The sequence below is a fragment of the Fretibacterium sp. genome, from assembly GCF_057312375.1.
In genome coordinates this window covers 1-11712 of the sequence record NZ_DBHLDX010000038.1, presented here as the reverse complement: position 1 = coordinate 11712, position 11712 = coordinate 1, and the positions used below count along the sequence as shown (strand labels likewise).

Sequence of the window (11712 nt, the reverse complement as noted above, 5' to 3'; positions counted from 1 at the left end):
CGCGGAGAACTTCTGCCCCTTATTCATCCGGTTCCTCCATAGTTTTCGCCGTTTTTCTCATCTCGCGTCAAGGCCGCGGTCTAGGAAAACACCGATCTAAGTCGTTGAGAACCGTGATGGCTTTCAACAACTTTTTAAGATTAATCAGCGCTTCCCTAAAGCCGCCTGCTGCGGATCAGGGCGATACCCCCCTCGTTACGTCGGGTGCGCCCCTTGATCCGCTCGAACTCGCTCCGCAGGTCCGACCGGCTGGCGTCGGACACCCCCATGCGGTCCAGCAGGAGGTTCAATCGCCCCTCCAGTTGCTCGATCTCCTTCGTCGAGGGCGGTATGGTGCGCCCCACCCCCTTCAGGCCGCTGACGGCGAGCTCCGCCACGAACAGCGCCAGCTCCGAGAGGTCCGCATCGCTCACCACGCCGCGTTCCTGCGGCTCCTCCGCCTCCTGCCGTCTGAAGGCGAACCAGAGGGCCACCGACGCCGCAGCGAGGCACAGGACGCCCACCCCCAAGTGGTCCAGGCAGACGAGTGCCCCCGTCGCTCCGGCGAACAGCCCCGCCAGAAACAGGCCCCAGCGCGCCATCCTGTTCACTCCCGATCGCGGGCTCACTGGCCCAGCAGCGACTCCGCGATAGCGGCCATGGCCCGCGCGCCGGGGAGCATACCCCGCTCGTCCACGTCGAAGCGCCCGTTGTGGTGCGGCGCGGTGATGTCCGCGCCCAGCGCCATGTAGACGGCTTCGCCGCCCCTCTCCTGCACGCGGCGCATGAACCACGTGGCGTCCTCGCTGCCGCCGGCTCGCACGACGTCCAACACGTTGCGGAATAGCCCCGAAGCCCGCAGCGCAGCGCCGACGCGCCGGATCAGTTCCTCGTCACCTCTGGCGGTCGTCCCCTCGCCCGCCTTGCTCAACTCCACCCGCACGCCGTACATCGTCGCCGCCCCCTTCAGGACCTCCTCGGCACGCCCGTAGACGTAGTCGGCCACCTCCTGCGTTTCGCCCCGGGTCTCCACCTTCATCAGCGCCTCGGCGGGGACGACGTTCCGCCCCGTTCCGGCCTGGAGCACGCCCACGTTCAGGCGCATGGCCCCATCCCGATGCGGCGCGATGGAGTGCAGCCCCAGCGCGGCCGTAGCGGCAGCCAGGAGCGCATTGCGCCCCATGTGGGGAGCCCCTGCGGCGTGGGCCGGCACGCCCGTGAAGCGCGCGTCGAGCTTCGTCGTGGCCAGGTAACCCAGCGAGTTCAGCCCGAAGGTTCCCGTCGGCACCCCGCCTCCGATGTGCATGGCCAGGAAGAAGTCCACGTCGTCCACGACGCCCTTCTTCATCATGGCGTAGGCGCCACGGCACCCCTCCTCGCCGGGCTGGAAGATCAGGCGCACCCGCCCGCAGAGCCGCCCCTTCATCTCCGCCAGGAGCTCCGCCACGCCGAGGCCGATGGCCGTGTGGGCGTCGTGCCCGCAGGCGTGCATCCGGCAGGGGTTGACGCTGGCGAAGCCCTCCTTCGCGGGACGGTGGTCGGGCGACGTGTCCTCTCCAACGTCCACGCAGTCCATGTCGAAGCGAAGGGCCAGCGTCGGTCCAGGGCGGCCCGTGTCCAGGTCCGCCGTCACGCCCGTGTACCGCCCCATCCGCTCGATCCAGCCCCGATCCCCGCCCTGCTCGACGGCTCGGGCGATCTCCTGGTCGATCTCCGCCTCGGAGGGGCGCCCCATCACGGAGCCCTCGTCGATGACCTCACGCCCCGCCCTGGGGGCGTACCCCAGCTCCTCCAGCCGCGCCGCCACCAGTGCGGAGGTGCGAAACTCCGTCCAGGCCGGCTCCGGAAAGCGGTGCAGGTCCCGCCGCGTTTCGATCATCCTTCGCTCCAGTTCCTTCAAGTCCATCGCTCTCATCCCTCCAGATCCCGCAGGTCCGCTCACAACGCTCATCTTTATACTTTAGCACGACCGGCACTCCGTGGACAGGATGTTTGTGCTTAGACCGAGCTCCTTCAGCAGGGACCGGTCGGGATGGAGTCGGACAACACAAGGCCCCTCCGTCAGGAGGGGCCTTGTGTAAGGGGGAAGGATTCAGGTATGGATGAAGCAGGGGGACGCCGTAACGCAAATGTCTCGCGGGAACCTGGACGCGCCTTCCGCCGAGCGCAGGGGACTTCGGATGGGGACGACGGCTCACAGAAACATTTACACTTATTCTATCGCATACGGCTCCAAAATCCAACCCCATCTTTAAGTTTCTCAACGGATTTTGCCCCGAAACGCCAACGGCACGCCCCAACGATGAGGGAGCTTTGCCATCGGGTCAACATGCGCCCCTCCGAGGGGGAGGGGCGCACATAAGGGGGAAGGATACAGGTTTCGATGACGCAGGTATAGCCGCCCTGGAACGGGGAAGGAGGACAAGGTCCAGCAGCACGCCTCCACAAGGAAGAGGCGTGCCCCGCGGCACGTCATTGAAAAGCGGTTGTCAAAGACGGACTCAAAGGCCCGCTTCTTAATTCTATCGCAAGCGTCCAAAAACTCCAAGGATTTTTTAGGGTAACTTCAGTTTTTCGTGTGCCACCCCAAAGCGCTCCAAAAACGGGCTCTACAGCGGGGATTAGCCTCAAAACCAGCTTCGAAGGGGGCGCTCGCTCGCGAAATTTTTTTGCGCTTTTTTACGCATTTCATTGTACAATAAACGCCGAGGAGTTTTTCAGAACGTCTGGAAACGGAGAGAACGGAATGTCCATGAACATGAAGAGGATAACGGGGCGGGCGATCCTTGCCCTTTTGCTGGCCGCCGCGATCGGGGCCGTGCTGGCGCTGGGGGCGGACGCGGCAAGCAGTGCCAGGAAACGGGCCCGCCTCAAGAACGCGCCGCCGCCCGGCTGGCAGTTCGAGGTGGGCTACACGCTCTGGCGCGCCGAACGAGGGCTGGACGCCACGCCGCAGACGTGGAAGAAGTACCTGCGCGAGAGGAAGCGCCGTGCTCAGCAGGGCAAGCTCCGGGGGCTGGACTCCAGGCTCCTGAACTCCGTGGACTGGACGCTGGAGGAGCTGGCGGAGTTCCTCGAGGTGCAGCAGGAGCAGATGAGGGCGGACGACTAGCCCTGCAGGGAAGCGCTGCAACAGCGCTGTGAGAATAGAACGTTCATAACGAAAGGGCGGGGCCCCTGCAGGCCTCCGCCCTTTCGCGTTTTCCTAGAGCTCCCGTTTCCACTTCGTGCCCTGGGGCGTGTCCTCCAGGACGATGCCGCGTTCCTTCAGTTGGGCGCGGATCTCGTCGGACCGGGCAAAGTCCTTCGCCTTGCGGGCCGCAAGCCGCTCCGCGATCAGGCGTTCGACCTCCTGGTCCTCGCCCTCTCCCGACTCCGCCTCGTCGGGGCCGATAACGCCCAGCACGTCGTCGTAGGTTCCCAAGGCCGCCTTTGCCGTCTCGAAGAAGGCCCTTGGGAGCGTTTCATGGTCCTTCAGGGTCGTGTTGATGAGGTGCACGACGTCGAAGAGGACGCCCAGGGCTGCTGCCGTGTTGAAGTCGTCGTTCATGGCGTCGGCGAACCTCCCCTCCAGCCGTTTCATCTCCGCCTCAAAGGCCGCCCAGTCCAGGTCCGACGCGGCGCTCTGACGGTTTTTCGCGGCGAAGTCCAGGTCGGACCGGCAGTTCCGGAGCCTCGTCACGCCGCTGGCCGCCTGCTCCAGCCCGGAGGGGGCGAAGTTGATGGGGCTCCGGTAGTGGGCGCTCAACATGAAGAAGCGCAGCGCCAAGGGCGGGTACTTCTCCAGCGCCGCCCGTGCCGTGAGGAAGTTGCCGAGCGACTTGGACATCTTCTCGCTGTCGATGAGCAGGAAGCCATTGTGCAGCCAGTAGCGCACGAAGGGCTTTCCGTTAGCGGCCTCGCTCTGGGCGATCTCGTTCTCGTGGTGAGGGAAGACCAGGTCCACGCCGCCCGAATGGATGTCGATGGTTTCGCCCAGGTATTTCGAGGACATGGCGCTGCACTCGATGTGCCAGCCGGGGCGCCCCCGGCCCCAGGGGCTGTCCCACGCCGGCTCGCCGGGCTTCTCCGCCTTCCACAGGGCGAAGTCCAGCGGGTCCCGCTTCTTCTCCCCGACCTCGACGCGGGCGCCGGCCTCCAGGTCGTCCAGTCCCTGCCGGCACAGGGTGCCGTACTTCGGCCAGCTTCGGACGTCGAAGTAGACGTCGCCGCTTGAAACGTAGGCGTGGCCGTTGTCCATGATCCTCTGAATCGTGGCGATGATCTCCGGAACGTTCTCCGTGGCGCGGGGGGCGACGGTGGGCGGGCGGATGCCCAGCGCCTTCGCGTCCTTCCGGTACTCCGCGATGAAGCGCTCCGCCAGCTCCGGGACCGTCGTCCCCTCCCGGTGCGCCCGATGGATCATCTTGTCGTCGATGTCCGTGAAGTTCTGAACGAAGGTTACCTTGTACCCCAGGTGCTCCAGCCATCGGCGCAGCACGTCGAAGACGATGAAGGGCCGGGCATTGCCGATGTGAAAGTAGTCGTATACCGTCGGCCCGCAGCTGTAGAAGGAAACCTCCCCCTCCTTCAGCGGGACGAACGGCTCCTTTTTGCGCGTAAGATCGTTGTACAGCATCAGGCTCAAGTCAACAGCACCTCCGAAAAATGACAATTCGCCCGCGCCGGGACAGCGCGCTGCGGGCTCCCCGCACCGTGCGTTAATGAGTATAATAGTGCGGACAGGGCGGGCACGTCCTCGCCCCGCGTCTATTGTACATGTTTTTCACTTTGATTCGGAGGTCGAATAGCCTTGCCCGCTAAAAATCAGTTTTCCCTGCTGACGACGCGCCGCTTCCTTCCGCTCTTTCTGACGCAGTTCCTGGGCGCCTTCAACGATAACTTCTTCAAGAGCGCCCTCATGATGTTCATCACCTTCCGCCTGGCGGACGAGGCGGGCTCGGACCCCCGCGTCATGGTCAACGTCGCGGCGGGGGCCTTCGTCCTCCCCTTCTTCCTCTTCGCCGCCCCCGCGGGGGACTTCGCGGACCGCTGCGACCGCGCCTTCCTCATGCGCCAGGTGAAGCTGGCGGAGATCTTCATCATGGCCGGCGCCGCCGTCGGGTTCTACCTCGGCAACATCTGGCTCCTGATTGCCGTGCTCTTCCTGATGGGGGCACAGTCCGCGTTCTTCAGTCCCGCCAAGTACAGCATCCTGCCCCAGCACCTGGCCCAGGACGAGTTGATCGCCGGCAACGGCCTGATCCAGATGGGGACCTACCTGGCCATCCTGGGCGGCGCCATCCTGGGGGGCGTCCTCATCCTGCGCCGGGGAGGGATCTACATGGTTGGAGGGACCGCCGTGTTCATCGCCGCCGCAGGGTGGGTCAGCAGCTGGTTCATCCCTCCGACCCAGCCCATCGACCCGATGCGCCGCATCTCCCCTCGTTTCCTCCGAAGGACGTGGGAGATGGTTCAAAACATCGTCCCCATGAAGGAGGTCGTCGCCCCCATGCTGGCCATCTCCTGGTTCTGGCTCGTGGGGGCGACGTTCCTGGCGCAGTTCCCCACCTACGCGCGCCTGGTGCTGGGAGCGGACGAGAACGTGGCCACCTCCTTCCTGGCCATCTTCTCCCTCGGCATCGGCATCGGGTCCATGGCCTGTAACGCCCTCCTGAGGGGGCGCGTCACGGCGCGCTTCGTGCCGACGGCCGCCTTCGGCATCGCGGCGGCCAGCGTTCTCCTCTGGATGTTCAGCGACAGGCCCCAAACGCCGCCGGGAACCTGCCTGATGGGGCTTGGCGCGTTCCTCGAGAGCCCAGCCAACTGGCCCATCCCCCTCTGCCTCTTCCTCATCGCCTTCTGCGGAGGCCTCTACATCGTCCCCCTCTACGCCGTCATCCAGAGCCGTGCTCCAGAGGGCTGCGTCGCCCGTGTCATCGCCTGCGCTAACATCTCGGACTCCATCTTCATGACGGCATCCGCAGTGGGATCGAGCCTGCTCATCTCCTGGGGATGGAGCATCGCCCAGATATTCATCCTCATGGGCCCTCTGACGGCTATCGCAGGCTTCATGATCTCCCTGCACCTGAACAACTCCGATGGCCGGGTGGAAGGATGAAGACAGAACGCGCAGAATCGAAAAAATATTGTACAATAGATTGAGGATATGGGTTCAGACGACCGCCGTACCCGTCCTTCCCGCCAGGGGCGGAGGGCGGTCCCCTTGAAAGGAGAGAGCACGAATGAGCGAGAACGGCGGCAAAAGGAAAGTTTCACTGCTTGTAAAAATCAGCATCGGCTTCGTCCTGGGGGTCCTCTTCGGCTTCGGGATCGGCCCGCTGTTGAGCACGTCCCCCTTCCTCAGCGGGTGGGTCATGCCCTTCCTGGACCTGGTGGGCAAGATCTTCCTGACCCTGCTGAAGATGATCATCGTCCCGCTGGTGTTTGCCTCGCTGGTGACGGGAGCGGCCTCCGTCGGGGACACCAGGAAGCTGGGGCGCATCGGCGTCAAGACCCTGGTACTCTACCTCCTCACCACGGCGGTGGCCATCGTCATTGGCCTCATGCTGGGCAACGTGATCGACCCCGGAACGGGCATGAACATCCCCACCGGGCTACGGGCTGAAGCCAAGGAGGCCGTGCCGATCCTGGACGTCATCCTCAGCATCTTCCCCGCCAACCCGATCGAGTCCATGGTAAAAGCCAACATGCTCCAGATCATCGTCTTTGCGCTCTTCTTCGGCATTTCCTGCATCCTGGCGGGCGAGCGGGGCCGGAAGATCGCGGACTTCTTCGAGGGCGTGGCGGAGGTCATGTACGCCATGACCCGCGCGATCATGGAGACGGCCCCCTTCGGCGTCTTCGCCCTCATTGCGGTCACGGCGGCGAAGTACGGACTCGCCATTCTGGCGCCCTTCGCCAAGGTCATCGCCGCCGTCTACCTCGGCTGCATCCTCCACGCGGTCATCGTGTACTCCGGGATGATCTCCATGCTCTGCCGGCGCTCGCCCCTGTGGTTCTTCCGGGGCATCCAGGAGGCCGCCATCACGGCCTTCGCCACGCGCTCCAGCTCCGGCACCCTGCCCGTGACCTACAGCAACGTGCGCTCCAACCTGGGCGTTTCGGAGGGCATCAGCTCCTTCGTGCTGCCCCTCGGCGCGACGATCAACATGGACGGAACAGCACTCTATCAGGGTGTGTGCGCCCTGTTCGTGGCCCAGGCCTTCAACGTCCCCCTGACGTTTCAGATGCAGATCGGCATCATCGTGACGGCGACCCTGGGCTCCATCGGCACGGCGGGCGTGCCCGGAGGTGGGCTCATCATGTTGACGATGGTCCTGACGAGCGTGGGGCTTCCCATCGAGGGCCTCGCCCTCGTGGCGGGCATTGACGCCATCCTGGACGCGGCGCGCACCTGCCTGAACGTGGTCGGTGACACGGCCGTCTGCGCCGTCGTGGCGGTCAGCGAGGGCGAAGAGCTCCTCGGAGGGCGAGATCAGAGCTAGGGGCTCCAGGCGACCGGCTCTGACGACGATCAACGAAGGGACGGGCCCGATCGGCCCGTCCCTCTTTTGTGCTAAATGTCACTCCGCCGTCCTGTGGGCGCTTGCGCCCGCCGCCATCGCCTCCAGCCAGTCCGCCAGCGCGTTGCCGTGCCGGAGGAGCCTGCCGTCGGTCGAGGTGAAGGCGTGCCGCGTGTACCCCTCCGCGGCCAGCTTGCCGTCCGCCGCACGGAACACGCGGCAGCGAAAGGTCACGCTGACCTTCGACAGCTCCGCGACGCTCGTTTCGATCTCGATCTCATCGTCGTAGCGCAGCGAGGCCTTGTAGCGGCAGTGGGCCTCGACCACCGGCAGCAGGATCCCCTGGGCCTCCCACCCCGTGAAGCTCCTGCCCTGAGCGCGACAGAACTCCGTCCGCCCCATCTCAAACCAATCCATGTAGCGCCCGTAGTAGGCGATGCCCATCTTGTCCGTTTCGCCGTACCGCACCCGGGTGCGGCAGACGAAAGCCCCTCTCCCGTCCATCATCCTGTCCTCCCAAAGGCACGGGACGCACCGTCCCGTCCGTCGTTTGAAGCCTATTTTAAGGGCGGCGGCCGGTGAATTCAAGGCATGAAGGCGCCCGCAGTCCCACGGATTATGATATAATCGCAGGCGCGGAGGACTGGCCGAGCGGTCGATGGCGGCTGACTTGAAATCAGTTGAGGTGCAAGCCTCCAGGGGTTCGAATCCTCTGTCCTCCGCCAGTCATTAAAACCGATGATTCCCTATTCTCTCAGAAACCCCGCTCACTAAGCGGGATTTTTTGTTTTTTAACTCCACAATAACCCCTATTGTTTTAGATGAAACTAGGATAAGATACGGGTACAAATTCGGGTACTTTTCCGAGAATCCATTTTGTACCCGTATCGAGGTGAAGATCATGCCGTTGACGGACGTTATCGTTAGGAAGGCGGAAGCAAGGTCGGCGTCCTACAAGCTGCCGGATGGGCGGGGGCTCTATCTCCTGGTCATGCCCAACGGCCACAAGTACTGGCGGATGCGCTATTCCTGGAGAGGCAAGGAGAACACCCTTGCCTTCGGCGTGTACCCGGATGTCTCGCTCAAGATGGCCAGGATGAAGCGGGACGAGGCCCGGCTGACACTCGCTCAGGGGCTCAACCCCAAGACGGGCAGGGCCTCGGGGCGCTTGTTCGAGGATGTCGCACGGGAGTGGTTCGCCAAGAACATCCAGGCCGTCCGATCGGAGGGGCACGCCCAGACGGTTCTGTCTCGCCTGGAGCGCCTTATCTTCCCATCCCTGGGGCATCGTCCGGCAGGAGAGATCACGGCCCAGGATATTTTGAACATGCTCCGGCCCCTGGAGGCTCGAGGGGTCTTGGAGACGGCTCACAGAGTCCTCCAGATTTGCGGGCAGGTACTTCGGTACGCGGTGGCTCGAGGCGAGGCCGAGCGGGACCCAACGGCCGATCTGCGCGGGGCCCTGCCGCCCAAGAAGCCGAAGCACCATGCCAGCCTGACGGACACGGCGGAGGTCGCCGGTCTGGTGCGGGCCATCGAATCCTTTACAGGAGGGAAGGTCGTCCACTGTGCACTCCGATTTTCCCTCCTCACCTTCGCTCGTCCCGGAGAGATTCGCCATGCGGAGTGGAGCGAGGTTGACCTCGATGCGGAGGAATGGCGCATTCCAGCCGAGAAGATGAAGAAACGTCGGCCGCATATTGTCCCCTTGTCCCGCCAGGCTGCGGAGGTTCTGGTGGAGATGCGAGGGGTTTCCGGGCACGGACGCTATGTTTTCCCCAGCCTCCGGAACCTGGCAAGGGGTGATCGTCCCATGTCCGAGAACACGATCGCCGCAGCACTCCGTCGCATGGGGTACGAGAAGGAGCAAATGTCCGCCCACGGCTTCCGGAGCCTGGCGAGTACGCTGCTGCACGAGAACGATTGGCCCTCGGACGCGATCGAGCGCCAGCTGGCCCACGTCGAGGCAAACACGGTCAAGGCCGCCTACAACTATGCCGAGTATCTCCCTGAGCGTCGTCGCATGATGCAATGGTGGGCTGACTATCTCGACGAGCTGGCACAAAAATAGCGGGGCCCCGAAGGGCCCCGTTCTACATCAGCGTCGCGATTCCGGCCTTGAGAAACTTTGGCAGGATGTCCCACCCCAGCACGCCGGTCAGGACGGCCAGGGCCCCCAGCAGAACCACGAACCCCAGCGCGATGCGCCGCAGCCGGTGTGAGGCGTCGTTCACCCGCTGCACGGATTCAGTCAGGGTGGCGATGGCCTCCTGCATCTGCGCCATCCGCTCCTCCTGGAGGCTGTCGTGTTTCTCAATAGATTCAAGTTTGGTCTGCAATCTATCCAACAACTTCACGATGCTGTCCTGTCTCGTCACAGTCCGCTCCAATACCTGCGCTAAATCCCAAAGTTTACTCTCGTCCATCGCCACTCACTCCATACTCTTCAGCTAATTCCCTCAGCCGCCGATCGACAGCCTCCGGATCGTTCAAGTCGATCTTCTTCCGTTTCCGCTGTGGCACTGCCGGCACCGATACCGAGACGGGGGCAGGTCCCTCTGTGGTTGCTTTGGGTTTTTTCTCGAAGCTGCCCCACTGCAGGTCTGTCGCGTCCCACGCTTTCTTGCCAAGCAGTCCCCAGACGATGGACCCTGCCAGCGTGTAGTACGCAGGCGGCAGCTCCAGCACGGGGACCGTCAGGCCGAACGTGCCAAGCAGCGGCGCGATGATGTAGTTGAACACCGCCGTGAACACGACCGTCCAGAGGATCGCCGGGATGGCGCCCGAAACGAACAGGCTTTTGTTGCTCTGCCAGGCCGCCAGCGCTCCAAACCGCGCCTCCTGGTCCCGGATTTCCAGCTCCTTCAGACGGAGCTGCGCCTCGCGCTTCTCCTCCGGGGTAGACACCAGATCGTCAACGATCTTCCCCAACTCCGGAACCAGCTCAAGCAGCTTCATCGACGTACCCCCGCAGCTTCTTGAGGCGGTTCATCCAGCCCCTCAGGAACTTCCTCTGCTTCTCGTCCCGTTCGACGATCCGCAGGAAGTACGCCTTCCGGACGTCCAGGAGCGTCAGGCAGACAGCTCGGACGTTCTCCGGCTTCGTCAGGCACGGCTTCAGAGCCTCCAGCGTCTTGGGGCCGACGCTGCCGTCCACCGTCACGGCACCATCCCCCAGGATGCGGTTCAAGGTGTTCTGGAGCTGCCGGCCGGCTCCTCCAAGTCCGTGGTTCACCGCCGCATCGAAGTGCAGCAGATTGAGCGGCCAGGGCATTTGCGGCGCCTTGGACGGGCCCCAGTACATCACCTCGTAAATTTTCGCCGCCTCCCCCCTAGTCAGGACCTTGACGTTATGGTGCTGCACCAGCCCCCGCTCGAAGGCCGTCTTGAGCGTCCCTGCGGTGATCCCCATATTGGTGGGGCCGCCCCGGTCCACCGGATCGTTCGCATACCCACCCTCCGCGCCGAAGACGATCCCCAGGCACTTCTCGAACTCGCTCATGCTATCCCCTCCTGAACCATTTGAAATCGCTGGCCTCGCCCGCGTACCACCGATACGCTGCAAGGTGCGCCACGGCCACGCCCGCATACCAGAGCCCGAACTCGCGCCACACGGCCAGGAGGACGACGGCTGCAAGGAGTTCCGTCCCGAACCCGGCTGCGGCGATGACCTTCACCTTCCACCCCTCGTTCATGAAGAAATACGGCATCTGCCAGACGAAGCGGGGGACGCCGAAGCGTCCCCACGCGAATCGGAACCGAAGCTGTTTACCAAAGAAACGGGCGGCCAGCCAGTGGCCGCCCTCGTGGATTACAAACGCTGCGAAAACTGCTACAGCCAACATCACCATGCCTATCCCCCTCTCTATAGTTTGATGATATACGCCAGCTCATAGTAGGCGGGACGGTTGTCGAAGGCCTGCCCGCCACCTACCGTTGAGCTTGCCGTATTGATTTTGTCCTTCACCGTGGAGGTCGGCGTTCCGTACTGGTCTGCGATAATCGCCGGAACGTTTTGATTGCCCCCCGCCCTAAGCATTCCCTGCCCTATTCCAGAGATAGTGTGGCTGTGCCCCGTTGTCTCGGCGTTCACATTGTGCCTGTGCGCGGGGAGATTCGCCTCTGACAGCGTTATCGAATCACTGCCCCCGGTATTGCCTGGATTGGTTGCCGCGGGGACCCCGCGGATGAACTTCCCCAGCAGGTTTGGCCTGCCGTCCTGCCCATC

The 11712-nt window shown here is 63.7% G+C and carries 13 protein-coding genes and 1 tRNA gene; 5 read left to right on the top strand and 9 right to left on the bottom strand.

The genetic code is table 11. The annotated features are described in order from the left end of the window. Positions 1-155: 155 nt before the first annotated feature. Positions 156-581, bottom strand: coding sequence for a hypothetical protein (locus ACO41U_RS06960; RefSeq protein ID WP_298778693.1), 426 nt, complete (start codon positions 579-581; stop codon positions 156-158). Between the two features lie 23 nt (positions 582-604). Next, on the bottom strand, positions 605-1885 hold the full coding sequence (locus tag ACO41U_RS06955; protein WP_485942662.1) for an amidohydrolase: 1281 nt from the start codon (positions 1883-1885) through the stop codon (positions 605-607). 840 nt (positions 1886-2725) lie between these two features. Between ACO41U_RS06955 and ACO41U_RS06950 the strand changes: the two genes are divergently transcribed. Then, positions 2726-3091, top strand: coding sequence for a hypothetical protein (locus tag ACO41U_RS06950; protein WP_298778697.1), 366 nt, complete (start codon positions 2726-2728; stop codon positions 3089-3091). 93 nt (positions 3092-3184) lie between these two features. On the opposite strand, the gene cysS is transcribed toward ACO41U_RS06950, so the two are convergent. Continuing rightward, positions 3185-4606: a cysteine--tRNA ligase gene (gene cysS, locus ACO41U_RS06945; RefSeq protein ID WP_485942660.1), complete on the bottom strand. Its 1422-nt coding sequence runs from the start codon at positions 4604-4606 to the stop codon at positions 3185-3187. Between the two features lie 165 nt (positions 4607-4771). Here cysS and ACO41U_RS06940 point away from each other — a divergent pair, with 165 nt between their 5' ends. Together ACO41U_RS06940 and ACO41U_RS06935 are read left to right on the top strand one after the other, a co-directional pair. Beyond that, a complete protein-coding gene (locus ACO41U_RS06940) occupies positions 4772-6079 on the top strand; it encodes an MFS transporter (RefSeq protein ID WP_485942658.1) in 1308 nt (435 codons plus the stop codon). Positions 6080-6203: 124 nt separating this feature from the next. Next, the gene (locus ACO41U_RS06935) at positions 6204-7466 is read left to right on the top strand and encodes a dicarboxylate/amino acid:cation symporter (protein WP_485942656.1); all 1263 of its coding nucleotides are present in this window, start codon (positions 6204-6206) and stop codon (positions 7464-7466) included. 78 nt (positions 7467-7544) lie between these two features. Here ACO41U_RS06935 and ACO41U_RS06930 read toward each other — a convergent pair whose 3' ends face one another. After that, the gene (locus ACO41U_RS06930) at positions 7545-7991 is read right to left on the bottom strand and encodes an acyl-CoA thioesterase (protein ID WP_485942655.1); all 447 of its coding nucleotides are present in this window, start codon (positions 7989-7991) and stop codon (positions 7545-7547) included. Between the two features lie 130 nt (positions 7992-8121). Here ACO41U_RS06930 and ACO41U_RS06925 point away from each other — a divergent pair. Beyond that, positions 8122-8209: transfer RNA gene (locus ACO41U_RS06925), tRNA-Ser, on the top strand. Positions 8210-8385: 176 nt separating this feature from the next. Continuing rightward, positions 8386-9555, top strand: coding sequence for a tyrosine-type recombinase/integrase (locus tag ACO41U_RS06920; RefSeq protein ID WP_485942653.1), 1170 nt, complete (start codon positions 8386-8388; stop codon positions 9553-9555). 22 nt (positions 9556-9577) lie between these two features. On the opposite strand, the gene ACO41U_RS06915 is transcribed toward ACO41U_RS06920, so the two are convergent. From ACO41U_RS06915 to ACO41U_RS06895, 5 genes are all read right to left on the bottom strand, one after another. Further along, positions 9578-9862, bottom strand: a complete 285-nt coding sequence (locus ACO41U_RS06915; protein WP_485942651.1) for a hypothetical protein — start codon at positions 9860-9862, stop codon at positions 9578-9580. A 34-nt stretch (positions 9863-9896) separates the two neighbouring features. Next, on the bottom strand, positions 9897-10442 hold the full coding sequence (locus ACO41U_RS06910) for a 3TM-type holin (protein ID WP_485942649.1): 546 nt from the start codon (positions 10440-10442) through the stop codon (positions 9897-9899). After that, positions 10429-10986 (bottom strand): glycoside hydrolase family 108 protein, encoded by a 558-nt coding sequence (locus ACO41U_RS06905; protein ID WP_485942647.1) that lies wholly within the window; start codon positions 10984-10986, stop codon positions 10429-10431. The genes ACO41U_RS06910 and ACO41U_RS06905 overlap by 14 nt, the downstream gene beginning before the upstream one ends. 1 nt (position 10987) lies before the next feature. After that, complete coding sequence (locus ACO41U_RS06900; protein ID WP_485942645.1) at positions 10988-11335, bottom strand: hypothetical protein; 348 nt, start codon at positions 11333-11335, stop codon at positions 10988-10990. 14 nt (positions 11336-11349) lie between these two features. Next, the coding region (locus ACO41U_RS06895; protein ID WP_485942643.1) for a hypothetical protein at positions 11350-11712 on the bottom strand (363 nt) is incomplete at its 5' end.

Excerpts from the sequence above, each read along its gene's own strand:
- ACO41U_RS06960 (WP_298778693.1), bottom strand. The coding sequence starts at position 581 with ATGGCGCGCTGGGGCCTGTTTCTGGCGGGGCTGTTCGCCGGAGCGACG.
- ACO41U_RS06955 (WP_485942662.1), bottom strand. The coding sequence starts at position 1,885 with ATGGACTTGAAGGAACTGGAGCGAAGGATGATCGAAACGCGGCGGGAC.
- ACO41U_RS06950 (WP_298778697.1), top strand. The coding sequence starts at position 2,726 with ATGTCCATGAACATGAAGAGGATAACGGGGCGGGCGATCCTTGCCCTT.
- ACO41U_RS06935 (WP_485942656.1), top strand. The coding sequence starts at position 6,204 with ATGAGCGAGAACGGCGGCAAAAGGAAAGTTTCACTGCTTGTAAAAATC.
- ACO41U_RS06930 (WP_485942655.1), bottom strand. The coding sequence starts at position 7,991 with ATGATGGACGGGAGAGGGGCTTTCGTCTGCCGCACCCGGGTGCGGTAC.
- ACO41U_RS06920 (WP_485942653.1), top strand. The coding sequence starts at position 8,386 with ATGCCGTTGACGGACGTTATCGTTAGGAAGGCGGAAGCAAGGTCGGCG.
- ACO41U_RS06910 (WP_485942649.1), bottom strand. The coding sequence starts at position 10,442 with ATGAAGCTGCTTGAGCTGGTTCCGGAGTTGGGGAAGATCGTTGACGAT.
- ACO41U_RS06905 (WP_485942647.1), bottom strand. The coding sequence starts at position 10,986 with ATGAGCGAGTTCGAGAAGTGCCTGGGGATCGTCTTCGGCGCGGAGGGT.
- ACO41U_RS06900 (WP_485942645.1), bottom strand. The coding sequence starts at position 11,335 with ATGGTGATGTTGGCTGTAGCAGTTTTCGCAGCGTTTGTAATCCACGAG.